Below are 19685 nucleotides of genomic sequence, written 5' to 3'. Positions count from 1 at the left end.
CCGGCCGCTACTCCAGCCCCGACGCGATGCGAAGGGCGCGGCGCAGCCAGGCGATGCCGACGCGCACCTGACCCTCGGCGCAGAGGCGGCGGCCTTCCTCGGCCATGACGCGCGGCGCCTCGGCCTCGGCGCCCGGCAGGCCGGCGAGGCGTTCGTAGAGGGTGGCGCAATATTCCGGGGTGATGGTGGTGATGCGGACCGCGCCACTGGCCGCCGGCGCGTGCTCCGACGAGGCAAGCAACGGCACCACCAACGAGAAAAGAGCCAGAATGGACCGCATGGGGAACATATGCGCCTTGGCGCTTCACCCCCCCATGGGCCGGGGGTGAATGCTGCGTCATTCCGGTGGAGGCGAGCCCCGCAGCCGCTTGGTGGTGCCACGCTTCGTCTTGCTGTCCATGCGCCGCTGCTGGGAGCCGCGCGTGGGCTTGGTGGCGCGACGGATGGGGGGTGGCGGGGCCGCGGCCTCGTCCAGCAGGGCCTGGAGGCGTTCCATCGCGTCCTCGCGGTTGCGTTCGCGCAGGCGGTGGCGCTGGGCGGTGAGCACCACCACGCCGTCCTTGGTCATGCGGCGGCCGGCGAGCGTCGTGAGGCGCATCATCACCCGCTCGGACAGGTTCGCGGCGGCGGCGTTGTAGCGGAGCTGGACGGCCGTTTCGAGCTTGTTGACGTTCTGGCCGCCGGGGCCGGAGGACCGGAGGAAGTCCTCCTCGATCAGCGCGGGGTCTATGGTGACGGGCATCAGGGTGCCAACCGGTTCTGGGCGGGCATGTCGTCCTTCAGTGCCACGCCGCTGGCGCCCAGCGCGCGGGCGCCGCGCAGCAGCCAGTGCAGCTTGGCGGCGGCGTCGGCGTGGGAGAGGCCGCCGGGGCGGATGTTGCTGATGCAGTTGCGCTCGGCATCGGTGCGACCCGGGCGGGGCGCCCAGGTGAGGTAGAGGCCCACGCTGTCCTGCGCCGACAACCCTGGCCTTTCGCCGATCATCACCACCACGGCGGCGGCGCCCATGGCGTGCGCGATGTCATCGCCCAGGGCCACGCGGGCCTGGAGCGCCACCACCACGGGCCAGTCCGCGCCCAGGGCGCGCAGCAGCGCGGCGGCCTGGGACTGCACGCCGGTGGCGCAAAGCCCGTCCGCCACCACGACCACCACGCCGCCCGTTCGTGGCAGGCGCGCGCGGTCGGCCTCGCGCAGCCGCCGCCCCAGGTCGGGGCGCAACAGGTATTCGCGCCGGTCGCGCGCCTCGCTCTGCACCACCGGCGCTTCAAGCCCCAGCGCGACAGGGTCCAGCGCGGACCACACGGCATCGCGCGCCGCGGCGTGCGCCTCCTGGAAGTCCAGATGCGCCGCCGTGGGCAGGGAGGTGCCAGCACGGCCCAACCCCACGCGCGCGGTGGTGAAGCGGCGCAGGCTGTTGGCGGGGATCAATGTCATGACAGGCCGATCAGCGCCGGCGCCATGCGCGCGGGGATCTGCGCGCCATCGCCGATGCCCATGCGTTCCAGCCACGCGGCGAATTCGGGCGCGGGCGTCTTGCCGAGCAGGGCGCGGGCCGTCAGCCCGTCATGGAAGCTGGTGGACTGGTAGGCCAGCATCACGTCATCCGCCCCCGGCACGCCCATGATGTAGGTGACGCCCGCCACGGCCAGGTTGATCAGCAGCGCGTCCATGTCGTCCTGGTCGGCCTCGGCGTGGTTGGTGTAGCAGACATCCACCCCCATCGGCAGGCCGAGCAGCTTGCCGCAGAAATGGTCCTCCAGCCCCGCGCGCGCGATCTGCTTGCCGTCGAACAGATATTCGGGGCCGATGAAACCCACCACGGAATTCACCAGCAGCGGGTCGAAGGCGCGGGCCACGGCATAGGCGCGGGCCTCGATGGTCTGCTGGTCCACGCCGTGATGCGCGTCGGCCGAAAGCGCGCTGCCCTGGCCGGTCTCGAAATACATCACGTTCTGGCCGACCGTGCCGCGCTGCAAGGCCAGCGCGGCGGATTGCGCCTCGGCCAGCAGGGCCATGGTGACGCCGAAGCTCTCGTTCACGCCCTGTGTGCCGCCGATGGACTGGAACACCAGGTCGGTCGGCGCGCCGCGCTCCATGGCCAGCAGCGCCGTCGTCACATGGCACAGCACGCAGCTTTGCGTGGGGATGTCGAAGCGGGTGCGGACCCCATCCAGCATCTCCAGCAGCGTCATCACCTGCGCCACATTGTCGGTGGCGGGGTTCACGCCGATCACGGCATCGCCCGCGCCCAGCAGCAAGCCATCCAGCACGGCGGCGGCCACACCGCGCGCGTCATCCGTCGGGTCATTGGGCTGGAGGCGGATGGAGAGCGTCCCTGCCAGCCCGATGGTGTTGCGGAAGCGCGTGACGACGCGGCACTTCGCCGCCACCGCCACCAGATCAGACACGCGCATGATCTTGGAGACAGCCGCCGCCATCTCTGGCGTGATCCCGCGCCGGATGGGCGGCAGCGCCTCAGGGGGTGCCGCCAGCAGCCAGTCGCGGAAGCCGCCCACCGTCAGGTGCGCGATGGGCGCGAAGGCATTGGGGTCATGCCCGTCCATGATGAGGCGGGTCACGTCATCCGCCTCATACGGGATCACCGCCTCATTCAGAAAATGCTTGAGCGGCAGGTCGGCCAAGGCGCGTTGCGCCGCCACGCGCTCGGCCCCGCTTTGCGCGGCCACGCCCGCCAGCGCATCGCCCGAGCGGAAGGGCGTGGCGCGGGCCAGCAGCGTCCGCAAATCCTGGAACACATGGGTGGTGCCCGCCACGCTCTGCCGGAATGCCATGCCCGCCCCGCTTGCCATATCCCCGCGCGGGCCGGAAACTCCCCGGCAACGGAGGACGTTCATGAGTCACAGCACGGTCGAGACCGCGCCCGATGCCCAGGCCGATTGGCCCGATGGCATCTATGCGCTGCTCAAGCAGTATTCAATCCGCCAGGTGGCGCTGGTGCCCGATGCGGGGCATTCGCGCCTCATCAAGCGCTGCCTCGCGGACAACGAACTCCGCGTGGTGACGCTGACCACCGAGGAAGAGGGCATCGCCCTCATGCAGGGCGCCTGGCTGGGCGGCGAGCGTTCGGTGCTGCTGATGCAGTCCTCGGGCGTGGGGAATTGCATCAACATGCTCTCCCTCTCCTCGATCCACCGCACGCCCATGCCGATGATCGTGACGATGCGCGGCGATTTCGGCGAGTTCAATCCGGCGCAGGTCGCCATGGGCCAGGCCACGCAGAGCGTGCTGGAGGCCATGGGCACCCTCGTCCATCGCGCCGACCGCGCCGAGGACGTGCTGCCCACCGTGGAAGCCTCCCTCAAGCTCGCCTTCAACACCTTCCGACCCACCGCCACGCTGATCGGCCAGCGGGTGCTGGGCGCCAAGACCTTCGGGAAGGACTGAGCCATGCTCGCACCCTCGGGGAAGATCGACCGGCGCGAACTCACCCGCGCGCTTCTGACAGACCGTGGCGGCATGCTGGTCATCGCGGGCCTCGGCGCGCCGGCCTGGGACATCACGGCCGTGGATGACGGGCCGCAGAACCTGCCGCTCTGGGGCGGCATGGGGGGGGCGGCGATGATCGGGCTTGGCCTCGCGCTGGCCCAGCCTTCGCGTCGCGTCCTGGTGCTGACGGGCGATGGCGAAATGCTGATGGGCATCGGCAGCCTCGCCACCATCGCGCACCAGGCGCCGAAGAACCTCGCCATCGTCGTGCAGGACAATGAGCATTACGGCGAGACGGGCATGCAGGAGACGGCGACGCGCCACGGCACGGACCTCGCCACCATGGCGCGCGGGGCGGGCATCAAGAACACCATGCTCGTCACCGAGGCGGGAGACGTGGCCGCGCTGGTCAAGGCCGCCCGCGAAAGCGACGGCCCCTTCTTCGGCGTGGTAAAGGTGGACGCGGGCAACAAGCCCCTCGTCCTGCCGCCCCGCGAAGGCGCCATCCTGCAGGCCAGGATGCGGGAACACCTCATGGGGCCGCAGGCGCACCTGGCGTGAGCCTTGTGGGGACGGCACCTCGGGAGGGGCGCCGCCCCTCCCGAACCCACCCTGCCAGGAGCCGGTGGGCTCCTGGACCTCGTTCAGCCTGGTTGGGTTTCGGGAGGGGGTTAAACCCCCTCCCGAAACCCAACAAAACTCAATGGTTCCAAGGGCCCACTGGCCCTTGGCAGGTGGGGTCCGGGGAGGACGGCGTCCTCCCCGGGGTGCCCGCCCACCACATCGCCACACCGAGAGGCCCCCGATGCCCCATGTCGTTCTCCTGCGTCCTGTCCACCCCGATGCGCTCGCGCGGCTGGAGGCGGAGCCTGGCTACACGGTCGAGACGCTGCTGAATCCCAACAAGGACAATCTGCCGGCGGTCATGGCGAAGGCGGACGCGATCATCGTGCGCGCCACGCCGATCAACGCGGATTTCCTGGACATCTCGCCCAAGCTCTCGATCGTGGCGCGGCATGGCGTGGGCTATGACGCGGTGGACGTGCCGGAGCTGACGAAGCGCGGCATTCCCCTGACCGTGACGGCCGATGCGAACGCACTCTCGGTGGCCGAGCACGCGATGATGCTGATGCTGAACATCGCGAAGCAGCTCAAGACCTTCGACATCAACACCCGCGCGGAGAAGTGGAGCACGATTGACGCGCCCCAGGCCTATGACCTCTCGGGCATGACGGTGCTGGTGGTGGGCTTCGGCCGCATCGGCGGGCGCGTCGCGCGGCTGTGCCATGCCTTCGGCATGGATGTGCTGGTGCATGACCCCGCCATCCCGATGAACACCGTGAAGGGCGCGGGCTTCCGCTACGCCAAGACCATGCAGGAAGGCCTGGCCCAGGCGGATTGGGTGACGATGCACTGCCCGTCCAACGCGCAGAACCGCGGCATGGTGAACGCGGAATTCCTGGCGGCGATGAAGCCCGGCGCGCGCCTCATCAACACCGCGCGCGGGACGCTGGTGAACGAGGAGGCGCTGGCCGCCGCACTCCGCACCGGCCAGGTGGGCGCCGCCGGCGTGGACGTGTTCTGGGAGGAGCCGGTGAAGGCCTCCAACCCGCTGCTGAACGCGCCCAACGTGATCGCCACACCGCATTCGGCGGCCGGCACGGACCAGGGCATGCGGCGGATGGGGCTTTCGGCCGTGTCCTCCATCATCGGCCACTTCAAGGGCGAGCTGGACGAGGACATGGTCATCAACAAGGAAGTGCTGCGGGGCAACCGATGAACCCGCTTCTGGTCCTGGCCGAGCATGCGGCCGGCTGGCGCGGCGCGACGCTGGACGCGGACCTCGACCGCCACGCCCGCCGCGCGCTGATCGACTGGTTCGCCTGCGTGCTGGCCGGCGCGCGCAAGGAACCGGCCACGCCCATGGCGCGGGCGCTGGCCGCCGAACGCGGCACGGGCCAGGCCGTCAGCTACACCGATGGCGCGCGGACGGGGCTGCGCCACGCGGCGCTGATCAACGGCACCGCCAGCCACATCGTGGAGTTCGACGACATCTGGCGCTGGGGCGTCTATCACCCCGGCTGCCCCACCATCGCGGCGGCGCTGGCGGCTGCGCAGACGCGCGGCACGGACATGGCCGCGCTGCTGCGCGCCATGACGGCGGGGTATGAGGTCTCGTGCCGCATCGCCCAGGCGGTGCAGCCTTCGCATTACGATTACTGGCACACCACCGGCACCGTCGGCACCTTCGGGGCCGCCGCCGCCGTGGCCGTGCTGCTGGATTGCGATGCGGAGCAGACGGCGCACGCCATCGCCACCGCCGCCACCATGGCGGGCGGGCTGCAACAGGCCTTCCGGGGCGATGGGATGAGCAAGCCCCTGCACCCGGGACACGCGGCCGAGGCCGGCGCACTCGCCGCCATGGCCGCGCGCGAGGGCATGACCGGCGCGCTGGACGTGCTGCATGGCGAAGCGGGCTTCGCCGCCGCCACCAGCGAGGACACCGGCAAGTGGGACAAGCCCCTCTCGCTGATCGGCAAGCCGCTCGCCATCACCGAGATGACCATCAAGAACCATGGCTGCTGCGGGCATATCTTCGCCGCCCTCGACGCCGTGCGGGAATTGCAGCGCGCTCATGGCTTCACGGCCGAGGATGTGGCGGGGGTGCATGTGGCCGGCTACGCAGCGACGAAAAATGTCTGCGACCGGCCCGAAGCCCGGACCGAGCAGGAATGCCGCTTCTCCACCCAGTTCACGGTGGCGACCATGCTGCTGCATGGGGCGGTGCGGCTGTCGGCCTTCGACGCGGTGCGACTTTCCGACCCCGCCATCCGCGCCGTGATGCCCCGCATCACCGTCAGCCAGGACGCGGAGTGCGAAGCGGCCTTCCCCGCCCAGCGCAGCGCCAAGGTGACCATCAGGTTGCGCGACGAGCGGGAGCTGTATCAGTTCCAGCCCACCCGCAAGGGCGACCCCGACGCGCCGCTGACCGACCAGGACCTCTCCGAGAAATTTCTCGAACTGGTGGGGCCCGAGACGGGCGATGACGAGGCGAAGGCGCTGCTGGAGGCCCTGTGGAAGGGCTCGGCGCTGCCCGGCCTCGTCGCGCTGCGCTGACAAAAAAGCCCCGCACCGGGCGATCCGGCGCGGGGCTGTTCGTGGGCATCGGGCGGCTCAGCCCGAGCGGGTGGCCACCAGGCGCCAGGCGGGGTCATCGGTGCCGACATCGCGCTGGAAGGTCCAGATGTCGATCACCTCGGTGATGGCGTCCGAACCCGCCACGATCTCGCCATCGCGGCCCGTGGTCATGTTCACCTGGTCGGAGATGAAGCGCACGGTCACATCGGCCACCGTGCCGCGCAGGTCGGCGCCCTCCACCACCATCTCGTGCATGGAGCGGATTTCGGTGCGCTGACGCTCGCCCGCCTGCTCGCGCGCCGTGATGGCGCCCTCGAAGCCGGCATAGGTGTCGTCGGAGAGAAGGGCGCGCAGCGTCTCGCGGTCACCCTGGGCGAAGGCGTTCACGATCATCGCGAAGGCGCCCTCGGCGCCGTCGAGGAAGGTGTTCGGGTCGAATTGCGGATCCGCGCTGGAAATGCGCGCCAAGGCCGCGCCGGTGGCCGAGCGCACATCCGGGACCACGCGGCGCGTGTTGCTGCGCTGCGCGGGCATGATCTCCTCCGCCACGCCTTCGGCACGGGCCGTGGGGCCCTGCACGCCCTGGGGCTGCTGCGGCGGCCGCTCATAGCCGGTGCGCTTGCCCAGCACGCTGCGCAGGCGCAGGACCAGGAAAGCGGCCACCATGGCGAAGAGGATCAGATCAATCGGGAAACCGCCCTGCATCGGGACCTCCTCTGGAGCCATCTACTTAGGCATGACGTGGCGTGGCCGCAATGTCTCCACGTCTCCACCAGCCGACTTGCCCGCCAGCCGCGCCGCCGCTACCCGGAACCCATCCAAGGGGAATGAGCCGAGACATGATCTTCCTGCGCCACGGCCAGAGCGAGTTCAACCTTCTCTTCACCCAGACGCGTCGCGACCCCGGCATCATAGACCCGAAGCTGACCCTGCTGGGCCATGAACAGGCGGAACGCGCGGCCGAGGAATTGGCGAAGCGCGACATCCGCCGTGTCATCACCTCGCCCTACACCCGCGCCTTGCAGACCGCGACACCCGTGGCCCGCGCGCTGGGCCTGCCGCTGACGGTCACGCCCACGGTGCGCGAGCGCTACGCCTTCTCCTGCGACGTGGGCACGCCCGTCAGCCACCTCCAACGCGACTGGCCGGGCGTGGGTTTCCACGCCATCGAGGAGATCTGGTGGCCCCCCATCGAGGAGCCCGAGGACCAGGTGCTGGCCCGCGCCGCCCTGTTCCGGGCCGAGATGGCGGCCCTGGACGACTGGGCGCACACGCTGGTCGTCTCCCACTGGGGCTTCATCCTGGCCTTCACCGGGCAATCGGTGATGAACGGGCAGATGATCGAGGCCGACCCCACGGCCGGCGCGCCCGAGAACGTGGTCTGGAGGCATTGATGGGCACGCTTCTCGTCACCGGCGGCGTATTGATCGCGCTGGACCCCGCGCGCCGCGTCATCCCCGACGGAGCCGTGGCCATCGAGGGCGGGCGCATCACGGCCGTGGGCCCGCGCGCCGAGGTGGAGGCCACCCTCCCCGCCCCCGACCGCGTGCTGGACGCGCGCGGCAAGGCCATCCTGCCGGGCTTCGTGGACACCCACGCCCATGCCGGGCATGGCCTGGTCAAGACCATGGGCAATGGCGACAGCGCCGCCTGGATGGAAGCCTGCCGTGTCATCTATACCACGGCCTCGCCCCCCTCCTTCTGGGCGGCGGAGGCGCGGCTGGCAGGGCTGGAACGGCTGATGGCCGGTGTCACCACCGGCGTCTCGCTGCTGGGCGGCGGCGATTCCATCATGCGGGTGGACAGCACCGCGGCCGGCGAGGCCCGCGCCCAGGCCATCGCCGAGATCGGCATCCGCGAGGTGATGGCGGTGGGCCCCACGCGCCCCCCCTTCCCCCGCCGCTATGACGACCGCGACGTGTCCTTTGCCGAACAGCTGGAGGTGATGGGCCTGCTCTTCGAACGGCTGCACGGCCAACAATTGATGCGGCTCTGCACGCTCATGCCCGTCTACCGCGAGGCGCAGCACGATGCCGCCAAGGTCGCGGAAATCCGCGCCCAGGGCGATGCGGTGCGGGCCCTGGGCGCCCGCTTCGGCGCGCGCTTCCACCAGGATGGGCACCGCAATGGCAGCATCGCCATGGCGGACGCCATGTTCGGGCTGCTGGGGCCGGACGCCTTCCTCTCGCATTGCGTGGACCTCACCGACGCGGACATCGAGACCCTGGCCCGCACCGGCGCCCATGTGGTCCACAACCCGACCGCCATCGCCGCCGTGCGCGGCTTCTGCCCCGTGGTGCGGATGCTGGAGGCCGGCGTGAACGTCGTCATAGGCAGCGACGGCACGGCGCCCGACCGCAGCGGCGACATGCTGCGCCACGGCTTCGCGGCCATGCGCTACGCCCAGCAGCACGCCCGCGACGACAAGCTGCTGCCGCCGGGCCGTATCCTGGAGATGATGACCATCAACGCCGCCCGCGCGCTGGGCATGGAGAAGGAGATCGGCAGCCTGGAGCCCGGCAAGCGCGCGGACCTGATCACGGTGGACCTCACGGCCCCGCACATGGCGCCGGCGAACATGCCCGTCTCCCGCGTCATCCACTTCGCCACGGGCGCCGATGTGCGCGACGTGGTGGTGGAGGGAAGCGTGCTGATGCAGGGGCGCCAGGTTCCCCACCTGGACCAGGGCGCCATCGTCGCCGAGGCCGAGGCCGCCACCGCCGCCATGCTGCGGCAATCCGGGCTGGGGGCGCTGGTGGCGGAGGAACCGGGCTGGGGGATGATCCGCCGGGCGTGAACGCTTACGCTGGCGCGCGGAAGCGCGTGCCGGTGCGGCGCATCCGCGCCAGGACATAGCCCGTCCAGCCCAGCTGCACCGCCAGCGCGGGCAGGACGATGTAGGGCTTCAGCTCCGGCCCCAGGCGCAGGAAGAGGAAGGCCAGCGCCACATGGAAGAGGGCGAAGCCCCAATGCGTGGCCACCACCTGCCATACCGAGAGACCCGTCGCGGTCGCCACCTGGTAGAGGTGGGTGCGGTGCGGCTCCGCCACGGCCTCGCCCATCAGGGCGCGGCGGGCCAGGGTGAAGGCGGCGTCCCACAACAGGCCGAACAGCAGCAGCGGCACGATGAGGAAGCTGACCTGGCTGCTCTCCAGCCCGGCCGCCGCCACCGCCAGCACCGCCAGCATGAAGCCCGCGAACTGGCTGCCCACATCGCCCATGAAGATGCGCGCGGGGTGGAGGTTGTAGGGCAGGAAGCCCAGGAAGCCCGCCAGCAGGAACAGCGCCGCCGCATGGATGAACCAGCCACCCTGCAAGGCCGCGATGGCCGCCAGCGCGGCGCAGGCGATGACCACCACGCCGCCCACCAGCCCGTCCATGCCGTCCATGAAGTTCACGGCATTGGTGCAGCCCACGATCCAGAACAGCGTGATGGCCAGGCCCAGCACGCCCAGCGGCAGCGGGCCGATCACCGGCAGGGAGAGGGTGTGCAGCACCAGCCCCGCCCCCAGCGCCACCAGCGCGGCCAGGGTCTGCGCGGCCAGCTTCACCAGGAAGCGGAAATCCCGCACGTCATCGGCCAGCGCCACGCCCGCGATGGCCACCGCGGCCAGGATGACGCCGACATAGCGCCCATCGGCCATGGGGTTGGCCGGCATGATGTGGAACAGCACCAGCATGCCCAGGACGAAGGCCAGCACCGGCCCCACGCCCCCGCCCTTGGGCGTGGGGCGGTCGTGCATCTTGCGCGCCTCGGGGTGGTCCAGGATGGGCCGCGCGATCATCGCCCGCACCGCGACCGCCGAGACGAGCACGAGAAAGGGCGCCAGCAGCAGCGTGGGCAGGATGGAGGGGAGGTACATCGGGACGCGCCGCTATGCCCTGCCAAGGGGCGTCCCGCAACCTGGAGGGTCAGAGAAAAGCCGGCACCAGGCTCAGCACCAGCAGCACGGCCATCACGCGATTGAAGGTCCGCAGGCGGGCCGGGGTGGCCAGGAAGCGTCGCGCGCCCAGCCCCACCCCGGCCCAGATCAGCAGGCACGGCAGGGAGACCAGGGCGAACACCGCCGCCATGCCGAGCGCCTGGGGCAGCAGCGGCGCCTCCGGCCGGGTGAAGGCCGGCACGGCGGCCAGCGCGATCATCCAGGCCTTGGGGTTCACCCATTGAAAGGCGGCCGCCCCCCAGAAGCCCAGGGGCGGCGCCGCCGGCCTTCCATCGGGCGGGGGCGCCTGGGCGATCTTCCAGGCCAGCCAGACGAGCCAGGCGGCGCCCACCATCTGCAAGGCCGGGTGCAGCCAGGGGAATCTCTGGAAGGGCCAGCCCAGCCCGGCCGCGATGGCGACCAGCATGGCCGGGAAGCCCAGCGTGATGCCCAGCATGTGCGGCACCACCGCCCGCAGCCCGGACCGCGCCGCGGCCGCCGAGACCATCAGCGTGTTCGGCCCCGGCGTGGCCGAGGTCGCGATGGCAAAAGCGATAAGGGCCAGCAGGCTGTCCATGGCCCCAGCATGACGCGGTGGCGGGATTTAGGTCAATAAGACTGACACATCACGCCGGCGCATGAAAAAGGGCGCGCATGAAAAAAGGGGAGGACGACGCCTCCCCTCCTTCAGGCCTGGACGGCGCCGCGATCAATCGCGCGCGGCGGCGCCCAGCTCGGCCACCAGCTCGGCTTCGAGGGTGATCTCCTCCTCGCGCTCGATCTCCTCGCCGCGGGCCTGGCGCTCGGCCTCTTCCGGGCTGCGGGCGACGTTCACGATGATGGGCAGGTGCACCTCGGGGTGCAGCTCCACCTTCACCGTGGTCAGGCCCAGCGTCTTGATGGGCTGCTCCAGCAGCACCTGGCTGCGCGTGACGGTCAGGCCGCCGGCGGTGCAGCCATCGGCGATGTCGCGCGCGGAGACGGAGCCGTAGAGGCCACCGCTCTCACCCGCCGAGCGGATTAGGACGACCGACAGGCCCTCCATGCGCTCGGCGATACGCTCGGCCTCTTCGCGGCGCTTGATGTTCAGCGCCTCGAGCTGGGCACGCTCCACCTCGAACTTGGCGATGTTCGCCTTGGTGGCGCGGATCGCCTTGCCCTGGGGCAGGAGGAAGTTGCGCGCGTAGCCGGGCTTCACCTTCACCAGCTCGCCCATCTGGCCGAGCTTGTCCACGCGCTGCATCAAAATCAGGTCAATCATGGCACAGGCCTCACATCACGGGTTGGGCGGCGCCGGGCGCCGCCGGAATTGGTCAAAGAGGCCCACGCCGACCATCAGCGGGGCCATGAGCTGCAGGAAGAGCAGCATGAGCAGGTAGAAGCCGGTCAGGAAGGCGCGCCGGCCGGGACGGTTCCGCAGCCGCCGATGCACCCCCAGCACGCCCAGCAGGAAGAAGGGCAGCAGCAGAAGCAGCAGCGCCGACAGCGCCAGCACCCCGTCCGAGACGGTCCAGAGCACCAGGGCCACCAGGGGCAGCGGCGCGTACCAGCCGGGCAGGCGCAGATCGTCCACGGGCGGCAGGGCGGCCAGGGCCAACCCCCGCCGCTCCACGAAGCGCTGCGCCAGCAGCCCGTTGCCCAGCAGCAGCAGCGCGAGCCAGAGCCCCGCCGCGGCCGCCTTCACGCGCGCCACCTGGTCCATCATCGCCTCGGGCATGTCCACGCCCATGCGGGCCACGCCCATCTCGACCGCCGAGCGCATGGCGCCCTCGAGGTCGGTGACGAAGAGGGCCACCAGCAGCAGCACCGCCGTGGGCCAAAGCCCCAGCAGCGCCAGCGGCGTGGACAGCACCATCCGGCCCTTGCCGGGCGGCAGCGCCGTGATGGCGATCAGCGCGGCCGGCAGGCCGAACATCACGAGGTACATGCCCATGCCGAGCAGCGAACTGCCCAGCAGCACCACCGCCGCCGCCAGCCCCGTCGCCGCCCCCGCCACGCGGCCGCCGAAGGCAGCCCCCGCGGCCAGGATGGGCAACGGCGCCACCCACATCAGCAACCCGCCGAACGGCATGCCGCGCATCGCGAACAGGGCGAACAGCGCCGAGAGCAGCCCGGCCGCACCCGCGGCCAGCGCCCATGGCTGGCTGAACATGCCACCCTGTCCCGAAGACCCGCTCACGCCGCCGGCCTTTCCTGCGTCAGTCGTTGATGACGTAGGGCAGCAGGGCCAGGAAGCGGGCGCGCTTGATGGCCTGGGCCAGCTCACGCTGCTTCTTGCCGCTGACGGCCGTGATGCGGCTCGGCACGATCTTCCCGCGCTCGCTCAGGAAGCGGGAGAGGAGGCGCACGTCCTTGTAGTCGATCTTCGGCGCGTTGGCGCCGGAGAAGGGGCAGGACTTCTTGCGGCGATAGAAGGGCCGGCGGGCGCCCACGGCGGGGCGGCGGGCGGCGATGTTGGGTTCGGCGGACTCGCTCATGGCGTCCTCACATCTCGTCGTTCATGGAGGGGTCCATCTCGTCGCGCGGACGGGCCCGGAATTCCTCGCGATCGTCACCACCCGTGCGGCCGCGGCCGGAGGTGAAGCGGCCGGCGGGCTTGGGCCCGCGGAAGCCGCGCTCACGGTCACGGTCATCGGTGCGCTTGGCGAGAACGGCCGAGGGCTCCTCGGTGATGGCTTCCACGCGGATGGTCATCTCGCGCAGCACATCCTCGTTCAGGCCGAGCTGGCGCTCGATCTCCTGCATGGCCGGCGCCGGGCAGTCGAGGCCCAGCAGCATGTAGTGGCCCTTGCGGTTCTTCTTGATGCGATAGGCGAGGCCGCGCAGGCCCCAGTATTCGCGCTTCTTCACCTCGCCGCCCTGCTCGGTGAGCACTTCGGCCATCTGGTCGGCGATCGCCTCGACCTGCTGCTGGGTGATGTCGTTGCGCGCGATGAACACGCATTCGTAGAGTGGCATGGGATCTCCCTCTGGATGCTCAGCCCTGAGCCCCGGGGATCGGGGCGCGCAAACGGGCATAGCCGCGGGCGTGCCAACGCCGGCGGCAGGGTGGGGCGCATGAACCACAGCCACCCCCGGCGATCAAGGGGGAATCGCGCGGGGGTGCCCCGCGCCGGCGCGGGGCCGGCGCCTGATCCGCGGAGGCGGCATCGCCGGAGCGGTGAATCAGTCGCCAAAACGGCGTTACCGCCGCGCCATCCCCAGCACCACCTGCCGCGCGATCACCTCGTCGGGCAGGCCGGTGGTCTTGGACTGGCGCTCGGCGCGCAGCAGGGCGGCGCCCAGCGCCTCCAGCCGCGCGGCGGGCCAGCGGCGCAGCGCGCGTTCCATCGCGGGCTTGTTCCGCCAGAACACCGGGGGACGCAGCGCGCCCAGCGCCTCGTCGGGCGAAGCACCCCCCTGCACCGCGAGCGCCGCCTGATGCAGCCGCTGCACATGGCGGAGTGCCGCGCGCAGCACCTGCACCGGGTTGGCGCCCTCGGCGAAGGCATTGGCGATGGCGCGGTCGGCCGCGGCCACATTGCCTTCGGTCGCGGCCAGCAGCGCCTCGTCGAGGTCGAGCGCGCTGCCCTCGCCCAGCACCTCCATCGCGTCTTCCAGCGTGATGGGCTGGCCTGGGGTGGCGTGCAGGGCCAGCACCTCCAGGTTGCGGCGCAGCGCCAGGCGGTCCTCGCCACCCCGCTCGGCCAGCCAGTCCAGCGCGGCGGGCTCGGTCCGCGCCTCCAGCTCATTCAGGATGCGGGCGATGGAGGCCGCGAGGTCCCGCCCCCGCTCGGCATAGCATTCGATGACCTGGCCGCGCGCATCGGCGGCCACCAGGGCGCGCAGCTTGGACCGGCCGGGCAGGCCCAGCCCCTCCATCACCACCAGCCCCGGCCCCGGCCCGGCCAGCGCCAGCCGCGCGGCCTCCGCCCAGCCATCCTTGGCGTCGCGCACGCGGATGGCGGGGCGGCCCCCCATCAGCGGGGTGGAGGCAGCGGTGTTGGCAAGGAAGGCCGCATCCTTCAGCGCCTCCCGCCCCGCCTCGGTGACACAGAGCGCGTCGCCCCCCGAGGCGGCGGCGATGAGGTTGGCGGCGCGCTCGCTGATCAGCCCCGCGTCATCGCCCACCAGCAGCACCACCCGGCAATCCGCCGGCGGGGCCGCCAGGAATGCCGGCAGCTTCCGCGCGTCGAGCTTGGCCGCCAAGCCTCAGGCCTGCAGGCGCCGGCGCAGCGCGGCGGCGACGCCCAGCACGATGCGGTCGCCCAGCTCCTCGATCATGCGGCGCTCGGTGTCCTCGCGCGACATGTCGGCGGCGAAGAACTGCAGCGTGGGGATGTTGTAGGAATCGATCGTCCGCGCGAGGCCGCGGCCCAGCACGGTGGGCGGCGTGCCGCCATCGGTCAGCGTCCAGGGCGCGCTGCCGATGACGCGCACGCGGCTGGTGTTGCCATCGCGCAGGAAGCCCAGCGCCTCGGTCGTCACGCCGAAGCTCGTCTGCAACTGGTAGCGCGCGGCGGTGCCGGGGCTGAGGGATTCGAAGCGTCGCTCCAGCATGCGCCGGAGCAGTTGGCCGCCGCGCTCCGGAATATTGGCCACGCGCACCGCGGCCATTTCCTGCACGAGGCGCGGTTCGCCACGGAAATCATCGCCGCCGCCACGCGCGCCGTCGGGGCCGTAGAGCGGCCGGAAGCCGCAGCCGGCGAGCAAGGTGGCGCCCCCAAGGATGACCCCTTGCGCCAGGATGTTGCGCCTATGCCACAAGGTTCACCACCCGCCCCTTCACATGGATCCGCTTGCGGACGGGCTTGCCGTCCAGCGCGCGGATCACATTGGGTTCGGCCTCCGCCAGCGCGAAGACCTGTTCGTCCGTCGCGTCCACCGGAACCTCGATGGTCGCGCGCAGCTTGCCCAGCACCTGCACGGCCAGCGTCAGCGTGTCGGCGGCGAGCAGCGCGGGGTCGGGTTCCAGCCAGGGCAGCTTCGCCACCAGCCCGGCATCGGGGCGAAGGGTGGACCAGAGTTCCTCGGCCAGATGCGGCATCATGGGTGAGGCGAGACGCACCAGCGCCTCCAGCGCCTCGGCCCGCGCGGCGCGGGGGGCGGAGCCAGCCTCCGCGACGGCATTGGCGAGTTCATGGATGCGCGCGACCGCCACGTTGAAGGCGAAGCCCTCCAGCGCCTCGGTCACGGCGGCGATGGTGCGGTGGGTGGCCTGGCGCAGCTTCTTGCCGGCGGCCTCGTCCGCGCCGCCGTCGAGGTTCTGCGCGAGGCGCCAGACGCGGTGGATGAAGCGGGACGCCCCGGCGACGCCGGCCTCCGACCACTCCATGTCGCGCTCGGGCGGGTTGTCGCTCAGGATGAACCAGCGCGCGGTGTCGGCGCCGAAGCGGTCGATGATGGCGCCCGGGTCCACCGTGTTGCGCTTCGACTTGGACATGCTCTCGATGCGGCCGACCGTCACGGGCTCATTGCCGCCCTTCACGATGGCGGTGCCGTCAGGGCGCTTCTCCACCTCCTCGGGGTAGAGCCAGCGGCCATCGGCGCCCTTGTAGCTCTCGTGCTGGACCATGCCCTGCGTGAAGAGGCCGGCGAAGGGTTCGTCCAGCGTGACATGCCCGGCCGCGCGCATGGCGCGGGTGAAGAAGCGGGAATAGAGCAGGTGCAGGATCGCGTGCTCGATGCCCCCGATATACTGGTCCACCGGCAGCCAGGAATTCACGGCCTCCGGCGTCACCGGCACGCCGGCGCGGGGCGAGCAGAAACGCGCGAAATACCAGGACGAATCCACGAAGGTGTCGAAGGTGTCCGTCTCGCGCCGGGCGGCCTTGCCGCAGGACGGGCAGTTGACGTGCTTCCACGTGGGGTGGTGGTCCAGCGGGTTACCGGGCTTCGAGAAATCCACATCCTCGGGCAGCACCACGGGCAGCTGGTCGGCCGGGACGGGCACCACGCCGCAATCATCGCAATGGATGACGGGGATGGGGCAGCCCCAGTAGCGCTGGCGGGACACGCCCCAGTCGCGCAGGCGCCAGTTCACCACGCCCTGGCCCTGGCCGAGCTTTTCCAGTTCCTCGATCACGCGGCGCTTGGCGGCGGGCACGTCCAGCCCGTCCAGGAAGCGGCTGTTGATCAGCACGCCGTCCTCGGTGAAGGGGGCTTTCGCCACCGAGAAATCCTCGCCCGACTCGCGCGGCTTCACCACGGGCAGGATGGGCAGGCCGTACTTGGTGGAAAAGTCATGGTCGCGCTGGTCATGGCCGGGGCAGCCGAACAGCGCGCCGGTGCCGTATTCCATCAGCACGAAATTCGCGATCCAGACGGGGTGCGTCTCGCCGGTGAAGGGATGGATCACGGTGAAGCCCGTGTCGAAGCCGCGCTTTTCGGCCTGCTCGATCACGGCCTCGCTCGTGCCCATGGCGCGGCATTCGGCGATGAAGGCGGCGGCGTCCGGGTTGCGGGCCGCGGCCGCGGCGGCCAGCGGGTGCTCGGCGGCGACGGCCAGGAAGGACATGCCGAACAATGTGTCCGGCCGCGTCGTGAAAACTTCAATGTCCTTTGGCGCCTGCGGCGCGCCGGCCTGATTCAGACCCTCCGCCGAAGGCGTCGGGTCATCAGGACGGCCCACCCCATCCGCCGGCTCCGCCAGCTTGAAGCGCAGCCGCGCGCCCTCGCTGCGGCCGATCCAATTGGCCTGCATCAGCTTCACGCGCTCGGGCCAGCGGTCCAGGCCGCCCAGCGCCTCCAGCAGGTCGGGGGCGAACTTCGTGATGGAGAGGAACCACTGGCTCAGCAGCTTCTTCTCGACCACCGCGCCGGAACGCCAGCCGCGCCCGTCAATCACCTGCTCATTGGCCAGCACGGTGTTGTCCACCGGGTCCCAGTTGACCCAGCTTTCCTTGCGCTCGACGAGGCCCGCGCGCAGGAAATCCAGGAAGAGCTTCTGCTGCTGCCCATAGTATTCGGGGTCGCAGGTGGCGAATTCGCGTTCCCATTCCAGCGAAAGCCCCATGCGCTTCAGCTCGGCGCGCATGTTGGCGATGTTGGCGTAGGTCCATTTGGCCGGATGCGTGCCGCGTTCGCGCGCGGCGTTCTCGGCGGGCAATCCAAAAGCGTCCCAGCCCATCGGGTGCATCACCAGGTGGCCGCGCGCCCGCTTGTAGCGGGCCACCACGTCACCCAGCGTGTAGTTCCGCACATGCCCCATGTGGATCTTGCCCGAGGGGTAGGGGAACATCTCCAGCACGTAGTATTTGCGCGCATCGGCGGGCGGCACATCGGGCACGCGGAAGCAGCCCGCCGCATCCCATTCCTGCTGCCAGCGCGGTTCGGCGGCGCGGAAATCATAGCGGGCATCGAGGCTGGCGGGGGCGGGCGTATCGGGCATGGAGCTTCCATAAAGCAGAACGCGCGGCGCGGAAATGTGGCGCTTGCATCGGCCGTGGCTTTGCCCAACCTGTCATCCCGTGCGCGCCGTCCTCCCGCTCCTGTTCGGTCTGCTGCTGGCCCTGCCCGCGAGCGCGCCCGCCTGGGCCGACGAGGAGGCGGCGCACCAGCGCGTCTTCTCGGCCGGGAGCATCCTGCGGGGCGGGCTGCCGACCGCCAGCCTCGCCATCGGCTTCACCCAGCATTATCGCGGCGCCGTGCCGCACGCGGCCTTCGCCTTCGCGCAGGGGGCGGATGGGCGGGCGGTCTGGGCCATGTCCTCGGGCCACGCCACGCCGTCGGAGGCCGAAGCCGAGGCGCTGGACTCCTGCACCCGCCGCCTGCGCCAGATGCGTAGCGCCCCAGACCAGTCCTGCCAGCTGCTCGCCACCGATGGCGCGCTGCGCGATGGCGGCACCATCCGGGTGGAGCGCGGCGGCCTGGGCCCTTTCCAGCGCAGCCCCTTCCACCGCCATCGCGGCCCGGCCGAGGCCGCGGGCGTGCTGGTCTGGGGCCACGGCTATGGCGGGCCGGACGAGGATTTCCGTGGCAAGCCCCTGCCCGGCTTCGTCACCGCGCTGAACGAGGCCGGCTTCGACATCCTGCGCTTCGACCGCCACCCCGGCGACGACGCGCTGTTCATCTCCCAGCCGCGCCTGGTGCGCGGCCTGCCCGCCTTGCGTGCCCAGGGCTACCGCCAGGTGGTGCTGGGGGGCGAATCGCGCGGGGCCTGGCAGGCCCTGATGGCCGCGGCCGAACGGCCCGAACTGGTGGACGCCGTAATCGCCGCCGCCCCCGCCGCGCATGGAGAGGTGGAGGAGAACGAGACCCGCGCCGATGCCCTGGCCGATTTCCAGCGGCTGCTGGCCGGGATGGCCGCCTCGCCCGCGCGGCTGCTGGTCATCACCTTCGAGGGCGATGAGTTCGACCCGGACCCGGGCGCGCGGGCCCAGGCGGTGGCGGGGCTGGCGGCGCGGCGGGCGGCGCCCACCCTGGCGCTGTTTCCCAATGGCCCGGCGCGCGGCCATTCCGGCGCGCGCGACTGGCGCTTCACCCGCGACTATGGCGCCTGCGTGCTGACGCTGCTGCGCGCGCCGGAACCGGCCGCACCGCGCGGGCTGCGGCGGAGAAGCTGCGGCGGAGGCTAGCGCCTGAGGCTTTAGCGCCCCGCCGACATCACCCGAAGCTCACGCGCGCGGGTCAGCACGCGGTCTTCCATCTCGGTGTTGGTGCTGGAAGCGGTGGGCACGTCCAGCCACTGCCCGCCCTGCTGCACCTGGCGGAACACCTGCACCCGCACCCCGTCGGAGCGGAGCTGGCGACCAAGCACATAGGCGGTGGCCTTGAAGCGCTCGCCGCTCGCCTGCGGGGGCGAATACCAGTCGGTGATGATGACGCCGCCGAAGGGGTCGGCGCTGACCAGCGGCATGAAGGACAGCGTGTCCAGCGTGGCGCGCCAGAGGAAGGCGTTCACGCCCAGCCCCGGCCCGCCGCCGGCATCGGCGCCACCACGGCGCGTGCGATCGGTGCCGAAGATCAGGATGCCATCGGAGGCGGAGCCCGAAAGGCGCAGCGCCTCGTCGCGGCGGTTGGAGACGTTGTACTCGTCATCGCCGGGCGTGCGGAGCTGGCCGGCGCCGCAGCCCGCCAGGAGGGCGAGCGCGGTAAAGGCGGCGAGGAGGCGCGCGCCGGCCGGGCTCGGGGCGCTCGGAATCTGGGGCTGCGACGTCATGGCGCGGGTCCTCGTGGTGATCATCACGCGGCCTTGTA

Annotated in this window: 22 protein-coding genes; 7 read left to right on the top strand and 15 right to left on the bottom strand. The window is 71.1% G+C overall.

Going from position 1 to position 19685, the window contains the following annotated elements; genetic code table 11:
- Positions 1–7 precede the first annotated feature (7 nt).
- Genes GGQ83_RS05145 through GGQ83_RS05130 form a run of 4 tightly spaced genes read right to left on the bottom strand, consistent with a single transcriptional unit; the run spans position 8 to position 2792 of the window.
- Positions 8–280 (bottom strand): hypothetical protein, encoded by a 273-nt coding sequence (locus GGQ83_RS05145; protein WP_184382544.1) that lies wholly within the window; start codon positions 278–280, stop codon positions 8–10.
- A gap of 57 nt (positions 281–337) precedes the next feature.
- Positions 338–742, bottom strand: coding sequence for an alternative ribosome rescue aminoacyl-tRNA hydrolase ArfB (gene arfB, locus GGQ83_RS05140; protein ID WP_184382542.1), 405 nt, complete (start codon positions 740–742; stop codon positions 338–340).
- Positions 742–1434, bottom strand: coding sequence for an ethanolamine ammonia-lyase subunit EutC (gene eutC, locus GGQ83_RS05135; protein ID WP_184382540.1), 693 nt, complete (start codon positions 1432–1434; stop codon positions 742–744). Before eutC ends, arfB begins: the two co-directional genes overlap by 1 nt.
- Entirely contained in the window at positions 1431–2792 is a 1362-nt protein-coding gene (locus GGQ83_RS05130; protein WP_184382538.1) for an ethanolamine ammonia-lyase subunit EutB, read from the bottom strand. Before GGQ83_RS05130 ends, eutC begins: the two co-directional genes overlap by 4 nt.
- A 61-nt stretch (positions 2793–2853) precedes the next feature.
- On the opposite strand from GGQ83_RS05130, the gene GGQ83_RS05125 reads away from it, so the two are divergent.
- The 4 genes from GGQ83_RS05125 to GGQ83_RS05110 all read left to right on the top strand — a co-directional run bounded on the left by GGQ83_RS05125 (position 2854) and on the right by GGQ83_RS05110 (position 6564).
- Positions 2854–3405 (top strand): phosphonopyruvate decarboxylase, encoded by a 552-nt coding sequence (locus GGQ83_RS05125; protein ID WP_184382536.1) that lies wholly within the window; start codon positions 2854–2856, stop codon positions 3403–3405.
- 3 nt (positions 3406–3408) lie between these two features.
- On the top strand, positions 3409–4008 hold the full coding sequence (locus tag GGQ83_RS05120; protein WP_184382535.1) for a thiamine pyrophosphate-dependent enzyme: 600 nt from the start codon (positions 3409–3411) through the stop codon (positions 4006–4008).
- A gap of 244 nt (positions 4009–4252) precedes the next feature.
- The gene (locus GGQ83_RS05115) at positions 4253–5227 is read left to right on the top strand and encodes a hydroxyacid dehydrogenase (RefSeq protein ID WP_184382533.1); all 975 of its coding nucleotides are present in this window, start codon (positions 4253–4255) and stop codon (positions 5225–5227) included.
- The gene (locus GGQ83_RS05110; RefSeq protein ID WP_184382531.1) at positions 5224–6564 is read left to right on the top strand and encodes an MmgE/PrpD family protein; all 1341 of its coding nucleotides are present in this window, start codon (positions 5224–5226) and stop codon (positions 6562–6564) included. The genes GGQ83_RS05115 and GGQ83_RS05110 overlap by 4 nt, the downstream gene beginning before the upstream one ends.
- A gap of 57 nt (positions 6565–6621) precedes the next feature.
- On the opposite strand, the gene GGQ83_RS05105 is transcribed toward GGQ83_RS05110, so the two are convergent.
- Entirely contained in the window at positions 6622–7290 is a 669-nt protein-coding gene (locus GGQ83_RS05105) for a Tim44/TimA family putative adaptor protein (RefSeq protein ID WP_184382529.1), read from the bottom strand.
- Positions 7291–7424: 134 nt separating this feature from the next.
- Between GGQ83_RS05105 and GGQ83_RS05100 the strand changes: the two genes are divergently transcribed.
- Positions 7425–7979 (top strand): histidine phosphatase family protein, encoded by a 555-nt coding sequence (locus GGQ83_RS05100; protein ID WP_184382528.1) that lies wholly within the window; start codon positions 7425–7427, stop codon positions 7977–7979.
- Positions 7979–9382 carry an amidohydrolase family protein gene (locus tag GGQ83_RS05095; protein ID WP_184382527.1) on the top strand — a complete coding sequence of 468 codons (1404 nt, stop codon included), beginning with the start codon at positions 7979–7981 and terminating at the stop codon, positions 9380–9382. The genes GGQ83_RS05100 and GGQ83_RS05095 overlap by 1 nt, the downstream gene beginning before the upstream one ends.
- Before the next feature lie 4 nt (positions 9383–9386).
- Here the strand turns inward: GGQ83_RS05095 and GGQ83_RS05090 are convergent, their stop codons facing one another.
- The 9 genes from GGQ83_RS05090 to leuS all read right to left on the bottom strand — a co-directional run bounded on the left by GGQ83_RS05090 (position 9387) and on the right by leuS (position 17877).
- On the bottom strand, positions 9387–10448 hold the full coding sequence (locus GGQ83_RS05090; protein WP_184382525.1) for a glycosyltransferase family 4 protein: 1062 nt from the start codon (positions 10446–10448) through the stop codon (positions 9387–9389).
- 49 nt (positions 10449–10497) lie between these two features.
- Positions 10498–11085, bottom strand: coding sequence for a LysE family translocator (locus tag GGQ83_RS05085; RefSeq protein WP_184382523.1), 588 nt, complete (start codon positions 11083–11085; stop codon positions 10498–10500).
- 132 nt (positions 11086–11217) lie between these two features.
- Positions 11218–11769 (bottom strand): 50S ribosomal protein L9, encoded by a 552-nt coding sequence (gene rplI / locus GGQ83_RS05080; RefSeq protein ID WP_184382521.1) that lies wholly within the window; start codon positions 11767–11769, stop codon positions 11218–11220.
- 15 nt (positions 11770–11784) lie between these two features.
- The gene (locus tag GGQ83_RS05075) at positions 11785–12660 is read right to left on the bottom strand and encodes a DUF2232 domain-containing protein (RefSeq protein WP_184382520.1); all 876 of its coding nucleotides are present in this window, start codon (positions 12658–12660) and stop codon (positions 11785–11787) included.
- Between the two features lie 46 nt (positions 12661–12706).
- Positions 12707–12985 carry a 30S ribosomal protein S18 gene (gene rpsR, locus GGQ83_RS05070; protein WP_184382518.1) on the bottom strand — a complete coding sequence of 93 codons (279 nt, stop codon included), beginning with the start codon at positions 12983–12985 and terminating at the stop codon, positions 12707–12709.
- 7 nt (positions 12986–12992) lie between these two features.
- Positions 12993–13466: a 30S ribosomal protein S6 gene (gene rpsF / locus GGQ83_RS05065; protein WP_184382516.1), complete on the bottom strand. Its 474-nt coding sequence runs from the start codon at positions 13464–13466 to the stop codon at positions 12993–12995.
- Positions 13467–13691: 225 nt separating this feature from the next.
- A complete protein-coding gene (holA, locus tag GGQ83_RS05060) occupies positions 13692–14696 on the bottom strand; it encodes a DNA polymerase III subunit delta (RefSeq protein ID WP_184382514.1) in 1005 nt (334 codons plus the stop codon).
- 3 nt (positions 14697–14699) lie between these two features.
- Positions 14700–15200 (bottom strand): LPS assembly lipoprotein LptE, encoded by a 501-nt coding sequence (gene lptE, locus GGQ83_RS05055; RefSeq protein ID WP_184382512.1) that lies wholly within the window; start codon positions 15198–15200, stop codon positions 14700–14702.
- Positions 15201–15243: 43 nt separating this feature from the next.
- Positions 15244–17877 (bottom strand): leucine--tRNA ligase, encoded by a 2634-nt coding sequence (leuS, locus tag GGQ83_RS05050; protein ID WP_184382510.1) that lies wholly within the window; start codon positions 17875–17877, stop codon positions 15244–15246.
- Positions 17878–17956: 79 nt separating this feature from the next.
- On the opposite strand from leuS, the gene GGQ83_RS05045 reads away from it, so the two are divergent.
- On the top strand, positions 17957–19063 hold the full coding sequence (locus tag GGQ83_RS05045; RefSeq protein ID WP_184382509.1) for an alpha/beta fold hydrolase: 1107 nt from the start codon (positions 17957–17959) through the stop codon (positions 19061–19063).
- A gap of 11 nt (positions 19064–19074) precedes the next feature.
- On the opposite strand, the gene GGQ83_RS05040 is transcribed toward GGQ83_RS05045, so the two are convergent.
- Positions 19075–19647: a DUF3576 domain-containing protein gene (locus GGQ83_RS05040; RefSeq protein WP_184382507.1), complete on the bottom strand. Its 573-nt coding sequence runs from the start codon at positions 19645–19647 to the stop codon at positions 19075–19077.
- Positions 19648–19685 lie beyond the last annotated feature (38 nt).

The organism is Roseococcus suduntuyensis, assembly GCF_014196305.1.
Classification (GTDB): Bacteria; Pseudomonadota; Alphaproteobacteria; order Acetobacterales; family Acetobacteraceae; genus Roseococcus; species Roseococcus suduntuyensis.
This window is presented reverse-complemented; position numbering and strand designations above follow the sequence as displayed.

Excerpts from the sequence above, each read along its gene's own strand:
- GGQ83_RS05075 (WP_184382520.1), bottom strand. The coding sequence starts at position 12,660 with ATGTTCAGCCAGCCATGGGCGCTGGCCGCGGGTGCGGCCGGGCTGCTC.
- GGQ83_RS05130 (WP_184382538.1), bottom strand. The coding sequence starts at position 2,792 with ATGGCATTCCGGCAGAGCGTGGCGGGCACCACCCATGTGTTCCAGGAT.
- GGQ83_RS05100 (WP_184382528.1), top strand. The coding sequence starts at position 7,425 with ATGATCTTCCTGCGCCACGGCCAGAGCGAGTTCAACCTTCTCTTCACC.
- GGQ83_RS05085 (WP_184382523.1), bottom strand. The coding sequence starts at position 11,085 with ATGGACAGCCTGCTGGCCCTTATCGCTTTTGCCATCGCGACCTCGGCC.
- rplI (WP_184382521.1), bottom strand. The coding sequence starts at position 11,769 with ATGATTGACCTGATTTTGATGCAGCGCGTGGACAAGCTCGGCCAGATG.
- GGQ83_RS05115 (WP_184382533.1), top strand. The coding sequence starts at position 4,253 with ATGCCCCATGTCGTTCTCCTGCGTCCTGTCCACCCCGATGCGCTCGCG.
- GGQ83_RS05145 (WP_184382544.1), bottom strand. The coding sequence starts at position 280 with ATGCGGTCCATTCTGGCTCTTTTCTCGTTGGTGGTGCCGTTGCTTGCC.
- GGQ83_RS05110 (WP_184382531.1), top strand. The coding sequence starts at position 5,224 with ATGAACCCGCTTCTGGTCCTGGCCGAGCATGCGGCCGGCTGGCGCGGC.
- rpsR (WP_184382518.1), bottom strand. The coding sequence starts at position 12,985 with ATGAGCGAGTCCGCCGAACCCAACATCGCCGCCCGCCGCCCCGCCGTG.
- GGQ83_RS05095 (WP_184382527.1), top strand. The coding sequence starts at position 7,979 with ATGGGCACGCTTCTCGTCACCGGCGGCGTATTGATCGCGCTGGACCCC.
- GGQ83_RS05125 (WP_184382536.1), top strand. The coding sequence starts at position 2,854 with ATGAGTCACAGCACGGTCGAGACCGCGCCCGATGCCCAGGCCGATTGG.
- GGQ83_RS05090 (WP_184382525.1), bottom strand. The coding sequence starts at position 10,448 with ATGTACCTCCCCTCCATCCTGCCCACGCTGCTGCTGGCGCCCTTTCTC.
- leuS (WP_184382510.1), bottom strand. The coding sequence starts at position 17,877 with ATGCCCGATACGCCCGCCCCCGCCAGCCTCGATGCCCGCTATGATTTC.
- arfB (WP_184382542.1), bottom strand. The coding sequence starts at position 742 with ATGCCCGTCACCATAGACCCCGCGCTGATCGAGGAGGACTTCCTCCGG.
- eutC (WP_184382540.1), bottom strand. The coding sequence starts at position 1,434 with ATGACATTGATCCCCGCCAACAGCCTGCGCCGCTTCACCACCGCGCGC.
- GGQ83_RS05105 (WP_184382529.1), bottom strand. The coding sequence starts at position 7,290 with ATGCAGGGCGGTTTCCCGATTGATCTGATCCTCTTCGCCATGGTGGCC.
- GGQ83_RS05120 (WP_184382535.1), top strand. The coding sequence starts at position 3,409 with ATGCTCGCACCCTCGGGGAAGATCGACCGGCGCGAACTCACCCGCGCG.
- rpsF (WP_184382516.1), bottom strand. The coding sequence starts at position 13,466 with ATGCCACTCTACGAATGCGTGTTCATCGCGCGCAACGACATCACCCAG.
- GGQ83_RS05040 (WP_184382507.1), bottom strand. The coding sequence starts at position 19,647 with ATGACGTCGCAGCCCCAGATTCCGAGCGCCCCGAGCCCGGCCGGCGCG.